The following is a 16,967-nucleotide window of genomic DNA, read 5'->3' as shown; positions in this document are numbered from 1 at the left end:
CGACCTGCAGAAGGAACGCCCATGAGTACTCCTCCCGTCCCGCCTCCCGTGCCGCACGATCCGCCATCCGGAAACGACCAGCCCGGCAACGGCCAGCCGGCCGGCGAACAACCCCGCTACGGACAAAACGCCCCCCAGTACGGGCAGAACGCTCCGCAATACGGACAGAACGCACCCGGTTCGCAGCCGCCGGCTGCACCGCAGTACGGGCAAAACGCTCCGCAGTATGGCCAGAACCCGCCGCAGGCTCCGGGCTACGGACAGCAGCAGCCCTATGGACAGCAGCCGTACGGCCAGTCCCCCTACGGCCAGTACCCATCGGAGCAGCCGCAGCCGGCGGCAAGCACCGGCATCCCGCAACTGGTCAACATTTCCTTTTGGATGCTGATCGCAGCCGCCGTGATCTTCGTCATCTCCCTGCTCACCGGGCTGACCCAACTGGATGATCCCGCATTCCGGCAGGCCTTTGACCAGCAGGTCAAGGCCAGCAACGCCGGCGTCACGTACGACGATATCAAGGGCGTCATCGCCGGAACCCTGGTGGTCTTCGCCATCATCGGTGCCGGGCTGTACCTGCTGGTGGCCTTCTTCGTCCGCAAGGGCAAGAACTGGGCACGCATCCTGGGGACCGTCCTGGCAGCCCTGTCGGTGCTGGGCCTCTTCGGGGTTCCGTCGTTCGCCACGGTCGGCACCGTCCTGGGCATCGCGGCCATTGTGCTGCTGTACCTTCCGGCGGCCGCCCCCTACTTCCGGAAGCAGCAGTTCGGCAACCCGTATGCCGGCGGCTTCGGAAACCCCTACGGCCGGTAGCAGCCTGCCACACCACGGAAAACGGCCCGGGATGCTTCGCAGCGTCCCGGGCCGTTTTTCCTTAACCGGTGGTCCTTACGCGGTCTGGCCCGGCGCCTGTGCCCGCTGGGCATGGTAGGCCAGGATCTGCAGCTCGGTGGCCATGTCCACCTTGCGGAGGTTCACGCCTTCCGGGACCTGCAGCATCACGGGCGCGAAGCTCAGGACGCTGTGCACGCCTGCGGCCACCACGCGGTCGCAGATGCCTTGGGCCACAGCCGCCGGGAGCGCCAGCACCACCATGTTGGCTCCGGTGCGGTGCAGGACGGTTTCAAGGTCTGCCACGTCGCTGACCCGCAGCCAGCCCACCTCGTTGCCCACCACCATCTGGTCCGCGTCGAAGATCGCCACGACGTCGAACCCGCGGGATTCGAAGCCGCCGTACCGGGCCAGGGCCTTGCCCAGGTTTCCGGCGCCGACGATCGCGACTTTCCAGTCATGCGTGAGGCCGAGGGCCGCTGCGATGTGGCGGCTGAGGTACTGCACCTCATAGCCCACTCCCCTGGTGCCGTACGACCCTACATGGGACAGGTCCTTGCGCAGCGTCGAGGAACTGACGCCGGAGGCCTCCGCCAATGACTCGGACGAGACCCGCTCCACCCCCTCGGCCAGCAAGGTATTCAAGGCGCGGAGGTACAGGGTCAGCCGGGCCACCGCCGCGGGCGGGATCTGCTTGGCCGGCGTACCGGTGGTGCCCGGAAGGTCCGGGACAGGCTGGGACGTTGATTCCAAGGACGTCATTGGCCTCCCCCTACCGGGCCATGGCGCGCTGCAGCACGCGTTCCAGCCGGGCTTCGTCAATTTTCCAAAAGTCGCGCTGGACCCCGTCCACCAGGACTACCGGGATTTCCTCGGCATAGCGTTCGCGCAGCTCGGGCTGGTGATCCACCGACTCTTCCGCCCAGGTCAGTCCCAACGAGGCAGTAACCCGGCCGACGGCGTCGCGCGCCTCTTCGCAAAGGTGGCAGTCAGCTTTGGTGACCAGGACGACGCGGGGGGTAGCCATGGCTTAACGGTATCGCCGTTCGCGGCATGCGGGCGACGCCGACGGCGGCTGCCCGGCCTATTGACTAGACTCGAGTCCATGCCCGAGGAGAAATACGTCGCCGTAGTCACGCGGCCCGTCACTGCGCCGCAGCCCGGCGAAGCGGCGTTTTTCGACGTGGACAACACCTTGATGCGCGGCGCCAGCCTCTTCCATGTGGCCCGGAAAATGCACCAGCGCGGGGCGTTCACCCTGAGGCAGGCGGCTGGTATGGCCTGGAAACAGTTCAAGTTTGTGGCCCGCGGTGAAAACATGGATGATGTCCACGCCGTCCGGGACTCGGCACTGACCCTGGCTGTGGGCATCAGCGTTGACGATATCCGGGCGTTGGGCGAAGAGGTCTATGACGAAATGATCGCCTCCCGGATCTGGCCGGGCGCCAAGGCGCTGGCCGAGCAGCACCTGCGCGTGGGCCGCCGGGTGTGGCTGGTCACGGCCACTCCCATCGAAGTTGCCACGGTCATTTCCACCCGCCTGGGCCTCACCGGCGCCCTCGGCACGGTCGGGGAAGTCTCCGACGGCATGTACACCGGCCGCCTGGTGGGCGACATCCTGCATGGCTCGGCCAAGGCCGTGGCGGTCCAGGCCCTCGCCGACGAGGAAGACCTGGACCTGAAGCGCTGCTGGGCGTACAGCGACTCCTACAACGACGTTCCGCTGCTTTCACTGGTAGGCCACCCGGTGGCCATCAACCCCGATGCCAGGCTCCGCCGGCACGCCCGCGACCGCAACTGGCCGGTCTACGATTTCCGTGCCGGCCGCCGTGCCGCCACCTTCGGACTCAAGGTGGCAACCTTTGGCGGCGCCATCTACGGGCTGTGGAAGGGTTTCGCCCGGATTCGCGGCCCGCGCATCTAGGTAGCAGCAGATGCCGTTTTGAGCCCCCAAAACGACATCTACTGCTACCCAGTTGGGTGGCGCCTGACAAAAAACGCCCGCCGCCTTTGCAGGCGACGGGCGTTCTCCACGCTGTTCGAAGTATTGCTACTTCTTGTTGCGGCGCTGGTGACGAGTCTTGCGAAGCAGCTTGCGGTGCTTCTTCTTGGCCATACGCTTGCGACGCTTCTTAATAACTGAACCCACGAAAGTTCCTTACAAACTAGATGCAGTACCTGTCTGATGGAAATGGTTCGTGGACAGAGCTACGAACTGGACAACTGACAGATTCTTACAATGACGTAAAACGTTCCTTAACAGGGTACCGCCTATCGGGGGCGGCTTGGGACAAGCTGCCCTAGGCTGTCTCGGAGTGACCGTCCACCACAGCACCTTTGAGGTACTGCTCCACGGCATTCTCAGGTACCCGGTAGGAGCGGCCGAACCGCACTGCCGGCATTTCGCCGGAGTGGACCAGCCGGTAAACAGTCATTTTGGAGACGCGCATGACCTCGGCTACCTCAGCCACGGTCAGGAACTTCGCGTTGGAGAAGTTCTGTTCTGCCGACATTTCCCTATTTTCCTTTGCTGACGGATGGACAACAGTGACCCCAGGTACGTGCCAATGCGGTGTTCCGATGCTGAGCCATCCACCAATCACCTAAATAGATACTCTAGATGTTCATGTGGCAGATGTGAAAGTAGGTAAAGCGACTATTTCGCCTGCCGGCGCTTCCGTGCCGAGGCAGCCAGCTGCTCAAGCACGGAGGCGGAAACGTCCCAGTCCATGCAGGCGTCGGTGACGCTCTGGCCGTACACGAGTGCGGAGCGGCCGGCCGCATGCTCGGCAACGTCCAGGTTCTGGGCGCCGCCCACCAGGAAGCTTTCCAGCATCACCCCGGCGATCGCCTGCGCCGCGGCGCCCCCGTCCTCAAGCTGGGCACCGATTTCCAACGCCACCTCGGCCTGGCGGTGATGGCTCTTGCCGCTGTTGGCGTGGCTGGCGTCCACCACCAGCCGCGGGTTCAGGCCCTTTCCGGCCAGCTCCCCGGACGCCCGTTCGACGTCGGCGGCTGAGTAGTTGGGTCCCTTGCGGCCGCCGCGGAGGATGACATGGGTGTCCGGGTTCCCGGCTGTGGCCACCAGTGCTGCCCGGCCGTCGCCGTCGATCCCCAGGAATGCCTGGGCCGCCGCCGCGGCGCCGCATGCGTCGATCGCCACCTGCAGGCCGCCGTCGGTCCCGTTCTTGAAGCCGATGGGCATGGACAGGCCGGAGGCCAGCTGGCGGTGGATCTGGCTTTCGGTGGTGCGGGCGCCGATGGCACCCCAGGAAATCAGGTCCGCCATGTATTGCGGGCTGATCGGCTCCAGGAATTCGGTGGCGGTGGGCAGTCCCAGCGCGGTCACCTGCTGCAGGAACTGCCTGGCGGTGCGCAGGCCGGTGACCATGTCGTGGCTGCCGTCCAGCCGGGGGTCGTTGATCAGGCCCTTCCAGCCCACGGTGGTGCGGGGCTTTTCGAAGTAGGTCCGCATGACCACCAGCAGGTCTTCCTTGTGCTTTTCAGCCTGGCTGACCAGCCGCCGGGCGTATTCCAGGCCGGCTTTGGGATCGTGGATGGAGCATGGGCCCACGATGACCAGCAGGCGGTCATCCACGCCGTCCATGATGGCCCGGACCTGGTCGCGTCCGCGTTCGACGACGTCAGCCGCCCGGGCGTCCAGCGGCAGTTCGGCGAGGAGCCCGGAAGGGGTGGGCAGCGCGGTGAATTCGCTGACGCGCAGGTTCGAGGTGGATGTGGTGCCGGCGTTGGCGGCTGCTGCTGTTGCGGTGCTCATGATCGGGTCCTGTTCCAGATGGGAAGCGGGCCCGGATTTCAGAACCCGCCGGAGAAACGGCGAAGGGCAGAGAATGATCTCTGCCCTGTTGGCTCTGAAGGAATGCTGGATGCGTGTCAGTTAGACGCGGGCCCCTCCAGAGCCAACGAAAAATACGCATACCAACGGTTAGTCATGGGAAAGACCATAAGCCCGGCCGCCCGGCGCCGCAAAATCAGCGTCCGTCACATTCCCGCACCGGCCTACCCCAGAAGCTTGCGCAGGTACTGCAGCTGCCGGATCCAGTGGTGTTCCTGGCCGCCTTCGTGGTTGTTGAACCGGTACACCTCGATCTCCTTGGCCGCCCCGGTGGAGGATGCCCCGGACGTCCCGGAGCCGTAAGCGTTGAAGCTGGCGAAGACCGTGGACGGCGGGCAGATGTCGTCCATCTGGGCCACCGAGTACAGCGCCGGTGCCGTGGCGTACCGGGCCAGGTTGACGCCGTCGAAGTAGTTCAGGACCTCAAGTCCGGGCTGGTACCGGTCGCGGTGGCGCGCCAGGAACTGGGCGATCTCCGGGTAGGGCCCGCGCGGGGTGATATCGATGGCGCGGGGAAAGTCCTGCAGGAAGGGGACGTCGGGAAGGGCCGCGATGACGCCGTCGAGCCGTCCCGCAGTGAGGCCCGCCGTGGCCACCACGATGCCGCCGCCCTGGCTGACTCCGGCGAGGACCACCTTGGCGGGGTCGACGGCGGGGTGGGCCTGGGCTGCCTCCACGGCGCGGAAGGCGTCCACGTAGACGCGCCGGTAATAGTAGTCCTCGCGGCTCGCCAGGCCCCGGGTCATCAGGCCCGCGTGGGCCACGTCCCCGGCGGAGGGGTGCGGGTCCGGAGTGTCACCCAGGGTGCCGCCGTACCCTTGGCCGCGGGTGTCCATGATGAAATGCGCATAGCCTGCCTGGGCCCAGCGGGTGTCCTGGTTGACCAGGCCCCGGCCGCCCGAATAGCCCACGTAGTGCACCACCACGGGCAGCCTCGCGCCGTCTTCCCGGGCGGCGGGCAAGTGCAGCCAGCCTTTGACCGGCGCCCCGCCGTAGCCGGAAAAGGTGACGTCGAAGGTATCGATGACCGTCAGGTGGTTCTCCACCGGTTCGAACGCGGCGTTCAAGGGGAAGGCCCTGACTTCTTCGAGGGTGGCGTCCCAAAACGCGCCCAGGTCCTCCGGCGGCGTGACGTCGGAAGTGTAGCTGCGCAGTTGGGCCAGGGGCAGGTCGAAGAGGGGCATCGTTGTCCGTTCTGTCAGGGGTGGTTGGTGGCCTGGTTGCAGCCTACTTCAGCTTCACCGGATGATGACGACATCCAGCCGCCGGAGCCCGTGGACACCTTCGACGCGTTCAAGCTCGATGTCCGAGGTTGCGCTCGGTCCGCTGATCATGGTGAGGGGCCTGGTTCCGTCCAGGCGGCGGAGGGCTTCGGGCAGGATCGCGGTGACGTCCCGGCTGCGCACCACGCAGACGTGGTGGTCCGGGATGAGCGAGATGGCGCGGCGGCCCTGGTCCGGGCTGCCGTCCAGGATGATGGTCCCGGATACCGCCACGGTCACCGCGCTGGCAGTCACGACGGCGTCTGTTGCGTCGAGCTCGGTGACGGACCTCGCTCCGTGGCCGCCGCCGTCGTACCTGATCCTGGTGGTGTCTGTCTCCCAGGCCAGCCATGCCGGGTCCAAGCCGGCCGGTACCACGTAGGTGCCGGCCCCGGCGAGGAGGTCCCGGATGGTGGCGGGCACTGCGTCTTCGTCCACCACGGTGACCCCGGCCTTGTAGTCCTCCAGCCGGTCCACCAGGATGTCAATGCGCTGCTGCGCGTCGGCCTCCCCGTCCAGCCGGTATTTCCGGGGGATGTCCGGGACGGCGGGGGCGTCCTTGAGTGCGGTGCGGACGGCCGCAAGGATCTGTTCTCGGGTGCTCATGGTCTCTTGTGCTCCTTGGCCCACCAGTCACGGAAGGACTGCGCCGGGGGCGCCGGGATGTCCCGGCTTTGGGTCCAGCCGGCGGCGAGGCCGGGCAGCTTCTTGATCTTCTTGTCCCGTCCGGCGGCGGCCCGGCCCAGGGGCAGGAGCTTTTCGACGGCGGCCAGGCGGCGCCCGTCGGAGAGCGCCCAGGAGGCGGCCTTGAGTCCCACGTCCATCTGGGACGGCACGCCGCCGCGGTGGGCGTCCACGTCCTTGCCGCGCAGGTGGACCAGGATGTCCGGGATGTTGATCTTCACCGGACAGGCGTCGTAGCAGGCGCCGCACAGCGAGGACGCATACGGCAGCGAGCCGTTCTCTTCCGCCTCGATGCCGGTCATCAGCGGCGACAGGATGGCGCCGATGGGGCCAGGGTAGGTGGAGCCGTAGGCGTGGCCGCCGGCCCGCTCGTAGACCGGGCAGACGTTGATGCAGGCGCTGCAGCGGATGCAGTGCAGCGCTGAGCGTCCCATCTCGTCGGCAAGGGCGTTGGTGCGGCCGTTGTCCAGCAGGATCACATGGAAGTTCGACGGACCGTCACCCTCGGTCACGCCGGTCCACAGCGAGGTGTACGGGTTCATCCGCTCGCCGGTGGAGGAGCGCGGCAGGAGCTGGAGGAAGACTTCCAGGTCGGAGAACGTGGGAAGCAGCTTCTCGATGCCCATCACCGTGATCAGGGTTTCGGGGAGGGTCAGGCACATCCGGCCGTTGCCCTCGGACTCCACCACACCCAGCGTGCCGGAGTCGGCGATGCCGAAGTTGGCGCCGGAGACTGCCACCTTCGCGGTGAGGAACTTGGCCCGCAGGTGGGCGCGGGCGGCCATGGCCAGCCGGCGGGGTTCGTCCGTGAGGCCGGGATCGACGCCGGGCATCTCCTGGAGGAAGATGTCGCGGACTTCGGTGCGGTTCTTGTGGATCGCGGGGACCAGGATGTGGCTGGGCTTGTCGTGGCCCAGTTGGACGATGAGCTCGGCAAGGTCGGTCTCGAACGCCGAGATGCCGCGCTCTTCCAGGTACTCGTTCATGCCGATTTCCTGGGTGGCCATGGATTTGACCTTGACCACCTCATCCACGCCTTCGGCGGTGACCAGCCCGTGGATGATCGCGTTGGCCTCGTCGGCGTCGCGGGCCCAGTGGACCGTTCCGCCGCGGGCGGTGACGTTGGCTTCGAAAGCCTCCAGGAGTTCCGGCAGCCGGGCCATGACGGAGGTCTTCAAGGCACTGCCCGCCTCCCGCAGTTCTTCCCAGTCCGGCAGTTCACCGGTCACGGCCAGGCGCTTGGCGCGGATGGTGGACGTGGCGTGCTTCAGGTTCTTCCGCAGCTGGCTGTTGCCGAGCTCGCGGCGGGCAGCGGAAGGAAACTTCTCTTCGGCGAACAGGTTGCCGATGCCGGGGCGCAGGCCGGGCATGCCGATCGGGGTGCGGGACATTATTTGGCCACCACCTTGACGGTTTGTCCGGCGGGCCCGGGGACTGCGACCGGTTCTGTTTCGGTGCTGGCAAGGATTTCCGCCAGGTGGAGGGTAGCCACGCTTGAGTCCTGCCGGGAGAGGCCGCCGCCGATGTGCATGAGGCAGGAGTAGTCGCCGCCGGCGCACACAGACGCACCGGTGCTGCGGATGTTCGCTGTTTTGTCCGCCAGCATCGCGGATGAGACGTCGGCATTCTTCACGGCGAAAGTGCCGCCGAAGCCGCAGCACTGGTCCGACTCCGGCAGGTCCACCAGTTCCAGGCCCTTGACGCCGCGCAGCAGCCCGGCCTGCCGGTCACCCAGCTTGAGCAGCCGCATGCCGTGGCAGGACGGGTGGTAGGTCACAGTGTGCGGGAAGTAGGAGCCCAGCTGCGCCGCCGGGTTGGTGACGCCCAGGACGTCCACCAGGAGTTCTGAGAGTTCGTAGGTCTTCTTTCCGACGGCGTCAGCCCGCTCTTCCAGCGCGGTGTCCCCCGCGTGCCGGGCCACCATGGGGTGCTGGTGCTTCACCGACGCGACGCAGGAACCGGACGGCGCCACGGCGACGTCGTAGTCTTCGGATTCGAAGGCCCGCACGTGGTTGGCCACCACGGGCAGGGCCTCCTTGCGGTAGCCGCTGTTGACGTGCATCTGCCCGCAGCATGCCTGCCCCGGGGGAAACACCACCTCATGGCCCAGGCGTTCGAGGACCGCCACCGTGGCTTGGGCGGCGCGTGGATACATGGCGTCCACGATGCAGGTGGCGAAAAGTGCGATTTTCATGGGTTCAATTCCTGGCGGCGTTCACGGGCAGGTACGCGGGTTCGTAGCGGCGAAGGCTCGTTCCCGTCGCGATGATTTCGCGCAGTTGCGGCAGCCCGCCCGCGGCCGCACCGGCCGCGCGGGCCTGTACGAGCACGTTGCCCAAGGCAGTGGCTTCCACGGGGCCGGCGATGACGGGACGTCCAGTGGCGTTGGCGGTGAGCTGGCAGAGCAGGGTGTTCTGCGAGCCTCCGCCCACCACATGGACCACTTCCACGGCACGGCCGGCCAGGCGTTCGGCAGCCGTGATGGTCCGGGCGTAACCACTGGCGAGGCTGTCCATGATGCAGCGGGTGATCGCCGCGGGATCGTCGGGCAGGACCTCACCGGTGCGCCGGACCGCCGCGCGGATGCGCTCGGGCATGTTGTCGGGGGCGATGAAGTAGGGATCATCGGCGTTCACTTGCGGGCCACCGGCAGGAAGGGCCGCGGCTGCCGTGAGCAGGGCGGTCAGTTCCGGCCGGAAGCCCTCCAAGGCCCAGGTCCGCTGGCATTCGCTGAGCAGCCAGAGCCCGCCCATGTTGCGCAGGTACCGGATGGTGCCGTCCACCCCGCGTTCATTGGTGAAGTTGGCTTCCCGGCCGGCCTCGGTGAGGACCGGATGCTTCAGTTCCAGTCCCACCAGCGACCACGTGCCGGAGGAAATGTAGGCAAAGTTCTCTTCTTGCGCAGGGACAGCGGCGACGGCGGAGGCGGTGTCGTGCGAGCCGACGGCCACCACTTTGGTTTCCTGGGGAAGCCCTACCGCAGCGGCGGTCTCCGGCAGCAGCGTGCCGATGGTTTCACCAGGCTGGATCAGCGGCGGGAACAGGTCCCTCCGCAGGCCCAGGGGAGCGAAGAACTCGGTGGCCCACTCCCCTGCCACGGCGTCGAAGAGCCCGGTGGTGGAGGCATTCGTGGCTTCCGTCCGGCGGATGCCCGTGAGCAGGAAGGCGATCAGGTCCGGGATCAGCAGGGCCTGCAGCCCGTCGAGGTCCTGTTCCGCGGCCAACTGGTAGATGGTGTTGAACTGCAGGAACTGCAACCCCGTGGTGGCATAGAGGCGCGCGGGGTCCAGCTTGGCGTGGACCGGCGCCACTGCGGCCCGGCTGCGGTCGTCGCGGTAACTGAACGGCTGCGCCACCAGCCGGCCGGCCTTGGTCACCAGGCCGTAGTCCACGGCCCAGGTGTCAATACCGATGCTGGCAATGGTTTCCCCCTGTGCCGAGGCCACGGTGGCCGCAGCCCTAAGGCCGGCAAGGACTTCGGCGAACAACGCGTCGAAGTCCCAACGGAGGCCGCCATCGATCTCCGCCACTCCGTTGGGGAAGCGGTGGACGGTCTCCAGCGACACCCCGGCACCGGCAGTCACGCGGCCCAGGATGACCCGGCCGGACGAGGCACCGATGTCCACGGCGGCGAAGACGCCGGCGCCGTCAATGCTTGGAACGTGCGTGCTCATCGGAGGAAGGCTGCGGCCACTCCGGCGTCCACGGGGATGTGCAGGCCGGTGGTGTGGGACAGTTCGTTGCTGGTGAGGACGGCGGCCGCGTTGGCCACGTGCTCAGGCAGGACTTCGCGCTTGAGCAGGGTGCGCTGGGCGTAGTACTCGCCCAGTTTCTCCTCGTCAACGCCATAGACCGCTGCACGCTTGGCGCCCCAGCCGCCGGCGAAGATTCCGGAGCCGCGGACCACGCCGTCGGGGTTGATGCCGTTGACGCGGATGCCGTGCTCGCCCAGTTCGGCCGCGAGGAGCCGGACCTGGTGGGCCTGGTCTGCCTTGGTGGCGGAGTAGGCGATGTTGTTGGGGCCGGCGAAGACGGAGTTCTTGGAGGAGATGTAGATGATGTCCCCGCCCAGGCCCTGGGCGATCATCACCCTGGCCGCGGCCTTGGCCACCAGGAAGGAGCCCTTGGCCATGACGTTGTGCTGCAGGTCCCAGTCTTTTTCGGTGGTTTCCAGCAGCGGTTTGGAGATGGACAGTCCGGCGTTGTTGACCACCAGGTCCACGCCGCCGAAGGCCAGCACGGCGGCGTCGATCGCCGCGGCGACCTGGGCTTCGTCGGTGACGTCGGCCTGGACGCCGACGGCGACATCCGGGCCGCCGAGTTCCTCGGCGACCTTCTGCGCGTTCTCGAGGTTGAGGTCGGCGATGACCACGCACGCGCCTTCCGCGGCGAGGCGGGTGGCGATGGCCTTGCCGATCCCGGATGCCGCGCCGGTGACCAGTGCGATGCGGGTGGCGTGCGACTTGGGCTTGGGCATCCGGGCCAGCTTGGCTTCCTCCAGCGCCCAGTATTCGATCCGGAACTTCTCGGATTCCTCGATCGGTGCATAGGTGGAGATGGCCTCGGCGCCGCGCATGACGTTGATGGCGTTGATGTAGAACTCGCCGGCAACCCGGGCGGTCTGCTTGTTGGCGCCGAAGGAGAACATGCCCACGCCAGGCACCAGCACGATGGCCGGGTCGGCGCCCCGCAGCGCCGGCGAGTCGGCATCGGCGTGACGGTCGTAGTAGGCCTGGTAGTCCTCCCGGTAGTCGGCGTGGAGTTCCTGAAGCCGGGCAATCGAATCCTCGATCGAGGCATCGGCCGGAAGGTCCAGGATCAGCGGCTTGACCTTGGTGCGCAGGAAGTGGTCCGGGCAGGAGGTGCCCAGGGCGCCCAGGCGCGGGTGCTCGGCCGCTTCGAGGAAGTCCAGGACGACGGCGTCGTCACTGAAGTGCCCCAGCTGCGGCTTGTCCGTGGAGGCCAGGCCGCGTATCACCGGTGCCAGGGCTGCGGCCTTGGCGCGGCGCTCAGCTTCCGGCAGGGCTGCATATCCGGGCAGCTTGGCGCCGAAGGGCTCGGCCGTGCCGTTCTCTGCGATGTACTTTTCGGCCTGTTCGATGATCCACAGGGAATTGGCTTCCGCTTCTTCGCTGGTTGCGCCCCAGGCGGTGATGCCGTGGCCGCCCAGGATGGTGCCGATGGCCTGCGGGTTGGCGTCCTTGATGGCCGCGATGTCCAGGCCCAGCTGGAATCCGGGGCGGCGCCAGGGAACCCAGACCACCTTGTTGCCGAAGATCTTGCCGGTCAGCGCTTCCCCGTCAACGGCGGTGGCGATGGCGATGCCGGAGTCCGGGTGCAGGTGGTCCACGTGCGCGGCGTCCACCAGGCCATGCATCGCCGTGTCGATCGACGGTGCGGCCCCGCCCTTGCCGTGCAGGCAATAATCGAAAGCCGCCACCATCTCGTCTTCACGCTCAACGCCCGGGTACACGTTCTTCAGGGCGGTCAACCGGTCCAGCCGGAGCACGGCCAGGTTCTGTGGCTTCAGCGTGCCCAGGTCCCCACCGGACCCCTTCACCCACAACAGCTGGACGTGCTCGCCCGTGACCGGGTCCTTCTCGATGCCTTTGGCGGAGGTGTTCCCGCCGGCAAAGTTGGTGTTCCGCTTGTCCGCGCCGAGGCGGTTGGAACGGGAAATCAGGTCTTCAACAGTCTTGGCTGCGTTCTGCATGTTCATGCCCTTTATGCGCCCCATCCGGCTTGCTGGCCGCCTGCGCGGTCCTCGTTGATCTGTTTCTGGTAGCCGCTGGCCTTGTAGGCAGCGATCGGGTCCGCGGGCAGGCCGCGGGATTCACGCCATTCAGCCAGGATGGGCCGGACGTCGGTGTAGAACGCATCGTTGAAGATGCCGTTCGCGGCCAGCACGTCCCCGGCGCGCTGTGCCTCGCCCAGGGCGGTGGTGTCCACCAGCAGGGCGCGGGCCGTCATCTCCTGGACGTTCAGGACCGAGCGGATCTGTCCCGGGATCTTCTCCTCCAGGTTGTGGCACTGGTCCAGCATGAGGGCGACGCCGGCCTCTTTCCCGAAACCGCCGCCGCGGATCACCTCGTGCATGATGCGGAAGAGCTGGAACGGATCGGCGGCGCCCACGATCAGGTCGTCGTCGGCGTAGAAGCGCGAGTTGAAGTCGAAGGACCCCAGCTTGCCCAGGCGAAGCAGCTGCATCACGATGAACTCGATGTTGGTGCCCGGGGCGTGGTGGCCGGTGTCCAGGCAGACGAACGCCTTCTCGCCAAGGGCCAGGGTCTGGGCGTAGGACGTGCCCCAGTCCGGAACGTCGGTGTGGTAGAACGCCGGTTCAAAGAACTTGTACTCCAGCACCAGCCGCTGTTCATCGCCCAAGGCGGCGTAGATCTCCTGCAGGGATTCGGCCAGCCGGTCCTGCCGGCCGCGGATATCGTCCTGGCCCGGGTAGTTGGTGCCGTCAGCCAACCAGATCTTCAGGTCGCGTGAGCCAGTGGCGTGCATGATCTGGATGCAGTCCAGGTGATGATCGATGGCGCGGCGGCGCACCGATCCGTTGGAGGAGGTCAGGGAACCGAACTTGTACTCGTCATCCTGGAAGGTATTGGAGTTGATGGTGCCCAGCCCCACCCCCAGGCCGGCGGCGTAATCCTTCAGGGCGGCGTAATCGTCCACCTTGTCCCACGGGATGTGCAGGGCCACGGTGGGGGCCAGCCCGGTCAGTTCGTGGACCTTGGCGGCATCGGCCAGCTTTTCCTGGACCGTGCGCGGCGTGCCGGGCGTACCGAACACCTTGAACCGCGTGCCTGAATTTCCATAAGCCCACGAGGGGACCTCGATGGCAAGCTCCTCGAGCCTGCCCAGCGCCGTTGCTACGTCGTTCATGATGTTCTTTCCGGTGTGTGGTTCGTGTGGTTGTGGTGCCCCGCTGCTGGAGCCCTGTTGCTGTCGGTGCGGTAGTTGTGCGCGCGGGCGGTCAGCCCGCGGATGCGCCGGCTGCCAACTGGCTGTCGAGGTTGAAGACTTCCTCCAGCACGCGGAACCCTTCATCGGGCGCCTGGCCGGAGTCTTCAAAAAGTGTCGCCATTTCTGCCTGCCACCTGGTGTTGACGTCCGTCAGGGCCATCCGGGCGCGGACGGCGTCGAAGTCGTCACATTCCACGTACCCCACCAGGAGCCCGTCCTCCCCCAGGAACAGCGAATAGTTGTGCCAGCCTGCTTCTTTGAGGGCGGTCAGCATCTCCGGCCATACCGCCGCGTGCCGGCGCCGGTATTCGTCGATGAGCGCCGGCTGGACCGAGGAACGGAAACAGACCCTCATTGGTTCTCCTGTTCAAACTCGCGATCTTTTGAATCGTTTCATTGTTACGATTCAAAGTACAGTTGAACCTGAGCAGGTGTCAAGCAATGGCAAAGAACTTTTGATCGCCCGCGCGGGACACCCGGCCGCGGACAGACCAGCACGGAGATTCGATGAACCGGACAGCAAGTATCAAGGACGTCGCCACCCACGCGAGCGTGGCCGTGGGAACGGTCTCGAACGTCCTGAATTACCCGGACCGGGTATCGGAGCGGACCAAGGAACGGGTCCTGCGGGCCATCGACGAGCTGGGCTTCGTCCGCAATGATGCCGCCCGCCAGCTCCGGGTTGGCCACAGCCGCACCATCGGCCTCATTGTCCTGGACGTGGGCAACCCCTTCTTCACCTCCGTGGTCCGCTCCGCGGAGGACGCGGCGGCCCTGCAGGGCAGTGCAGTGCTGCTCGGGGACAGCGGCCACGACGCCGGCCGCGAAGCGAATTACATCGACCTCTTCCAGGAGCAGCGCGTTCAGGGCCTGCTGATTTCCCCCGTAGGCGATGTCACGGACCGGTTGGACCTCCTCCGCGAGCGCGGCGTCCCCACCGTCCTGGTGGACCGCCTGGCGGACGAATCCAAGTTCAGCTCCGTGGCAGTGGATGACGACGCCGGCGGCTACCTCGCAGCCCGGCACCTGCTGGACACCGGCCGCCGCCAGCTGGCCTTCGTGGGTGGCCCCACCTCCATCCGCCAGGTGGCGGACCGCCTCGAGGGGGCCCGCCGGGCCGTCAAGGAGGAACCGGACGCCACCTTGGAGGTGCTGGACTCGGAGGGCCAGACGGTCCTTGCCGGCCGAAGCGTGGGCGACATGCTGGTGCAGCGGGGCCGCGCGGAGCTGCCGGACGGAATTTTCTGCGCCAACGACCTCCTGGCCCTGGGCGTCATGCAGTCCCTCACCATGACGCACACCTTCCGCATCCCGGAGGATGTGGCATTGATCGGTTACGACGACATCGATTTTGCGGTTTCCGCCGTGGTCCCCCTCTCCTCCATCCGCCAGCCCACGGAGCTGCTGGGGCGGACCGCCATCGAGCTGTTGTCCGAAGAAGTGGAATCCCAAAACCCCGTCCACCGGGCGGTAGTGTTCACGCCCGAGCTGGTGGTCCGGCAGAGCACGGCGGCGCCGGCAGCCGGCTGAGCCGCGGGTCCGCTACTTGTCCGGCTGCAGCAGCCATTTCATGGACTCTGACCGGGACGTGAAGAAGCGCGTGGGGCACGGCGGAATGTGCACGCCCAGGAAAAAGTTGGCGATAATCCGGTCCACCGGGCTGGCCCCGAGCAGGGCGATGCGGTTGGCCGCGCACGGGATGGAGAACACTCCGCGGGCCTCCCGGCTGACAGACTCCGTGGTGGCCATGTCCACCAGCATGGGGTAGCTGCCGTCGCCGGCGATGTCGTTGACCGCGGCCATGGCCGCCTGCGCATCATGGATTTCGATCCGAACCTTGGGTTCCCAAATGAGATGGAGAATGCCGTCCGGGCCCAGCTCCACGGTGCCCTTGCCGCCGTCGACCAATACGGGTTCCATGTCCCGCCTCCCTTCAGTGGGCAGATGTACGCCTCCTATCTTGCCCCAGTGCGGAAGCGGCCTAAACCTTCTCCACCACCAGGTTGCGGTACGCGGCGCGGAGTGGTGCCATCTGGCGGAATCCGATCCGGCCGCCGCCCAACACTTTGTCCGACGGATCGTGCCACCGAAAGAGCCCCAAACCGTTGATGGCGAACTCCACCCGTGGCCCTTCTTTCACTACTTCGAGCCGGTAGAAGCCGGCGGCGTCTTCCGTGGGCGGCAGCGGATCCGCACCCTGGGCCACCAGTTCGAAGCCGGCACTCTTGCGGAGGTTGCAGGTGCGGAAGGCGCGCTCGGACTGGTGTTTGTGCCGGAAGTAGGAGACGTGCAGTGCATCGATGTCCCCTGAGTGGTACTGCGGGTAGTACCCGGTCCGGGGCGCGAGCGCAGGGCTGAAGAGGTCCAGGCCGCCCTGTCCGGCGGCCGCGAAGAACAGCATGGCCAGGCCCGGTTCGGCGAGCGGCAGGAAGTCCCAGCTGATGCGGATGCCGTCCGGAAATTCCTCGGGGCACCAGAAGGTCCAGTGCGCATGGTCGCCGAATTCGCCGTCGTCCAGGGTGCCGGACAGCTCCAGGGCGCCGTTGTGGCTGCCGAGGCCCAGTGGCCCTTCCGCCACCCAGCCGGCGACATCGTCCGGTCCTGCCAGCGGGTTGCTGTAGAGGACGCCCGCTTCCAAGCTCGCGGCGCCCACCTAGCCCTGTCCCGACGTCGTACCCAATGCCGGTTCCAGCACCCCGTATCCCAGCCGGCCAAGCTGCCGGGCCACCTCCCCGGCCACCAGCATGGCACCCTGCTGCGAAAAGTGGGTGTTGTCCGCCAGGCCGCCTGGCCAGCGGGCGTGCTCACCCGGCGCGAAGTGGCAGAAGAGGTTCCGCGATCTGTCGCGGCCCAGCCGCAGGTACAGGTCCCGGGTCCAGGCGTTCAGGTCCACCGCCGGCACCCCCAGTTCCAGGCCGAGTTCGCGGACCACCTCGGGGTAGTCCTCCAGGCTTGCCTCCAGGACAGCGTCCGACGCCGGACCGTCGCCCTGGTGCCGGGCGTCGAGGAAGTGCCGCCGCTCCACCGAGGTGCACAAGACCGGCGCGGCGCCGGCCCCGCGCACCTCGTCCACCATGGTGCGCAGGTTGGCCGCGTATCCGGTTCGGGCAGCGAGGTGCTGCTTCTTCTGGTCGTTGTGGCCGAACTGGATGAGCACCGCGTCGCCGGGCCCGGCCTCGGCCAGCAGGTCCGCCCAGAGCCCATCGTCGCGGAAGGACTCCGTGCTTGCCCCGCCTTTGGCGAAGTTGTGCACCGAGCCCCACCGGTAGGTATGCGGCGGAAGCTGCGCTCCCCAACCGCTCATGGGGAACTCTTGGGTGGGGCAATCGGCGACCGTGGAGTCGCCGGCCAGCAGGATTTTCATG

General features: G+C 66.9%; 19 protein-coding genes. 3 read left to right on the top strand and 16 right to left on the bottom strand.

Annotation, left to right across the window (positions count from 1 at the left end):
• Positions 1-21: 21 nt before the first annotated feature.
• Complete coding sequence (locus QRM95_RS06730) at positions 22-810, top strand: hypothetical protein (protein WP_285247031.1); 789 nt, start codon at positions 22-24, stop codon at positions 808-810.
• Positions 811-885: 75 nt separating this feature from the next.
• Here the strand turns inward: QRM95_RS06730 and QRM95_RS06725 are convergent, their stop codons facing one another.
• On the bottom strand, positions 886-1,590 hold the full coding sequence (locus QRM95_RS06725; RefSeq protein WP_285247030.1) for a redox-sensing transcriptional repressor Rex: 705 nt from the start codon (positions 1,588-1,590) through the stop codon (positions 886-888).
• A gap of 10 nt (positions 1,591-1,600) precedes the next feature.
• Positions 1,601-1,855, bottom strand: a complete 255-nt coding sequence (locus QRM95_RS06720) for a glutaredoxin family protein (protein ID WP_109045200.1) — start codon at positions 1,853-1,855, stop codon at positions 1,601-1,603.
• 78 nt (positions 1,856-1,933) lie between these two features.
• Here QRM95_RS06720 and QRM95_RS06715 point away from each other — a divergent pair, with 78 nt between their 5' ends.
• Positions 1,934-2,752, top strand: coding sequence for an HAD family hydrolase (locus QRM95_RS06715; protein WP_285247029.1), 819 nt, complete (start codon positions 1,934-1,936; stop codon positions 2,750-2,752).
• 126 nt (positions 2,753-2,878) lie between these two features.
• On the opposite strand, the gene QRM95_RS06710 is transcribed toward QRM95_RS06715, so the two are convergent.
• The 11 genes from QRM95_RS06710 to QRM95_RS06660 all read right to left on the bottom strand — a co-directional run bounded on the left by QRM95_RS06710 (position 2,879) and on the right by QRM95_RS06660 (position 13,957).
• Complete coding sequence (locus QRM95_RS06710) at positions 2,879-2,977, bottom strand: 30S ribosomal protein bS22 (protein WP_003792170.1); 99 nt, start codon at positions 2,975-2,977, stop codon at positions 2,879-2,881.
• A 151-nt stretch (positions 2,978-3,128) separates the two neighbouring features.
• Positions 3,129-3,341, bottom strand: coding sequence for a helix-turn-helix domain-containing protein (locus tag QRM95_RS06705; RefSeq protein ID WP_018761777.1), 213 nt, complete (start codon positions 3,339-3,341; stop codon positions 3,129-3,131).
• A 143-nt stretch (positions 3,342-3,484) separates the two neighbouring features.
• Complete coding sequence (locus QRM95_RS06700) at positions 3,485-4,606, bottom strand: 3-deoxy-7-phosphoheptulonate synthase (RefSeq protein ID WP_285247028.1); 1,122 nt, start codon at positions 4,604-4,606, stop codon at positions 3,485-3,487.
• A gap of 242 nt (positions 4,607-4,848) precedes the next feature.
• Positions 4,849-5,868 (bottom strand): acetylxylan esterase, encoded by a 1,020-nt coding sequence (locus tag QRM95_RS06695; protein WP_285247027.1) that lies wholly within the window; start codon positions 5,866-5,868, stop codon positions 4,849-4,851.
• Between the two features lie 54 nt (positions 5,869-5,922).
• Positions 5,923-6,552: a LutC/YkgG family protein gene (locus tag QRM95_RS06690; protein WP_285247026.1), complete on the bottom strand. Its 630-nt coding sequence runs from the start codon at positions 6,550-6,552 to the stop codon at positions 5,923-5,925.
• Positions 6,549-8,021 (bottom strand): LutB/LldF family L-lactate oxidation iron-sulfur protein, encoded by a 1,473-nt coding sequence (locus QRM95_RS06685; protein WP_285247025.1) that lies wholly within the window; start codon positions 8,019-8,021, stop codon positions 6,549-6,551. The genes QRM95_RS06690 and QRM95_RS06685 overlap by 4 nt, the downstream gene beginning before the upstream one ends.
• Complete coding sequence (locus QRM95_RS06680) at positions 8,021-8,824, bottom strand: (Fe-S)-binding protein (RefSeq protein WP_285247024.1); 804 nt, start codon at positions 8,822-8,824, stop codon at positions 8,021-8,023. Before QRM95_RS06680 ends, QRM95_RS06685 begins: the two co-directional genes overlap by 1 nt.
• A 4-nt stretch (positions 8,825-8,828) precedes the next feature.
• A complete protein-coding gene (locus QRM95_RS06675) occupies positions 8,829-10,304 on the bottom strand; it encodes a rhamnulokinase (RefSeq protein WP_285247023.1) in 1,476 nt (491 codons plus the stop codon).
• Entirely contained in the window at positions 10,301-12,343 is a 2,043-nt protein-coding gene (locus tag QRM95_RS06670; RefSeq protein ID WP_285247022.1) for a bifunctional aldolase/short-chain dehydrogenase, read from the bottom strand. The genes QRM95_RS06675 and QRM95_RS06670 overlap by 4 nt, the downstream gene beginning before the upstream one ends.
• Before the next feature lie 11 nt (positions 12,344-12,354).
• Positions 12,355-13,521, bottom strand: a complete 1,167-nt coding sequence (rhaI, locus tag QRM95_RS06665; RefSeq protein WP_285247021.1) for an L-rhamnose isomerase — start codon at positions 13,519-13,521, stop codon at positions 12,355-12,357.
• A 91-nt stretch (positions 13,522-13,612) separates the two neighbouring features.
• Positions 13,613-13,957, bottom strand: coding sequence for an L-rhamnose mutarotase (locus tag QRM95_RS06660; protein WP_285247020.1), 345 nt, complete (start codon positions 13,955-13,957; stop codon positions 13,613-13,615).
• Between the two features lie 152 nt (positions 13,958-14,109).
• Between QRM95_RS06660 and QRM95_RS06655 the strand changes: the two genes are divergently transcribed.
• Complete coding sequence (locus tag QRM95_RS06655) at positions 14,110-15,132, top strand: LacI family DNA-binding transcriptional regulator (protein WP_285247019.1); 1,023 nt, start codon at positions 14,110-14,112, stop codon at positions 15,130-15,132.
• 12 nt (positions 15,133-15,144) lie between these two features.
• Here the strand turns inward: QRM95_RS06655 and QRM95_RS06650 are convergent, their stop codons facing one another.
• From QRM95_RS06650 to QRM95_RS06640, 3 genes are all read right to left on the bottom strand, one after another.
• Complete coding sequence (locus tag QRM95_RS06650; RefSeq protein WP_285247018.1) at positions 15,145-15,522, bottom strand: DUF7793 family protein; 378 nt, start codon at positions 15,520-15,522, stop codon at positions 15,145-15,147.
• 61 nt (positions 15,523-15,583) lie between these two features.
• Positions 15,584-16,255, bottom strand: a complete 672-nt coding sequence (locus QRM95_RS06645) for a DUF1961 family protein (protein ID WP_285247017.1) — start codon at positions 16,253-16,255, stop codon at positions 15,584-15,586.
• A complete protein-coding gene (locus tag QRM95_RS06640) occupies positions 16,256-16,966 on the bottom strand; it encodes a rhamnogalacturonan acetylesterase (RefSeq protein WP_285247016.1) in 711 nt (236 codons plus the stop codon). It abuts the gene before it with no gap.
• Between the last annotated feature and the right edge of the window lies 1 nt (position 16,967).

The organism is Pseudarthrobacter sp. efr-133-R2A-89 (assembly GCF_030209315.1).
GTDB lineage: Bacteria > Actinomycetota > Actinomycetes > Actinomycetales > Micrococcaceae > Arthrobacter.
Note: the sequence above shows the minus strand (reverse complement) of the source record. Positions and strands in the feature narration are given on the sequence as shown.

Excerpts from the sequence above, each read along its gene's own strand:
- QRM95_RS06670 (WP_285247022.1), bottom strand. The coding sequence starts at position 12,343 with ATGCAGAACGCAGCCAAGACTGTTGAAGACCTGATTTCCCGTTCCAAC.
- QRM95_RS06685 (WP_285247025.1), bottom strand. The coding sequence starts at position 8,021 with ATGTCCCGCACCCCGATCGGCATGCCCGGCCTGCGCCCCGGCATCGGC.
- rhaI (WP_285247021.1), bottom strand. The coding sequence starts at position 13,521 with ATGAACGACGTAGCAACGGCGCTGGGCAGGCTCGAGGAGCTTGCCATC.
- QRM95_RS06640 (WP_285247016.1), bottom strand. The coding sequence starts at position 16,966 with ATGAAAATCCTGCTGGCCGGCGACTCCACGGTCGCCGATTGCCCCACC.
- QRM95_RS06715 (WP_285247029.1), top strand. The coding sequence starts at position 1,934 with ATGCCCGAGGAGAAATACGTCGCCGTAGTCACGCGGCCCGTCACTGCG.
- QRM95_RS06655 (WP_285247019.1), top strand. The coding sequence starts at position 14,110 with ATGAACCGGACAGCAAGTATCAAGGACGTCGCCACCCACGCGAGCGTG.
- QRM95_RS06660 (WP_285247020.1), bottom strand. The coding sequence starts at position 13,957 with ATGAGGGTCTGTTTCCGTTCCTCGGTCCAGCCGGCGCTCATCGACGAA.
- QRM95_RS06720 (WP_109045200.1), bottom strand. The coding sequence starts at position 1,855 with ATGGCTACCCCCCGCGTCGTCCTGGTCACCAAAGCTGACTGCCACCTT.
- QRM95_RS06705 (WP_018761777.1), bottom strand. The coding sequence starts at position 3,341 with ATGTCGGCAGAACAGAACTTCTCCAACGCGAAGTTCCTGACCGTGGCT.
- QRM95_RS06690 (WP_285247026.1), bottom strand. The coding sequence starts at position 6,552 with ATGAGCACCCGAGAACAGATCCTTGCGGCCGTCCGCACCGCACTCAAG.
- QRM95_RS06725 (WP_285247030.1), bottom strand. The coding sequence starts at position 1,590 with ATGACGTCCTTGGAATCAACGTCCCAGCCTGTCCCGGACCTTCCGGGC.
- QRM95_RS06650 (WP_285247018.1), bottom strand. The coding sequence starts at position 15,522 with ATGGAACCCGTATTGGTCGACGGCGGCAAGGGCACCGTGGAGCTGGGC.
- QRM95_RS06680 (WP_285247024.1), bottom strand. The coding sequence starts at position 8,824 with ATGAAAATCGCACTTTTCGCCACCTGCATCGTGGACGCCATGTATCCA.
- QRM95_RS06730 (WP_285247031.1), top strand. The coding sequence starts at position 22 with ATGAGTACTCCTCCCGTCCCGCCTCCCGTGCCGCACGATCCGCCATCC.
- QRM95_RS06695 (WP_285247027.1), bottom strand. The coding sequence starts at position 5,868 with ATGCCCCTCTTCGACCTGCCCCTGGCCCAACTGCGCAGCTACACTTCC.
- QRM95_RS06675 (WP_285247023.1), bottom strand. The coding sequence starts at position 10,304 with ATGAGCACGCACGTTCCAAGCATTGACGGCGCCGGCGTCTTCGCCGCC.
- QRM95_RS06700 (WP_285247028.1), bottom strand. The coding sequence starts at position 4,606 with ATGAGCACCGCAACAGCAGCAGCCGCCAACGCCGGCACCACATCCACC.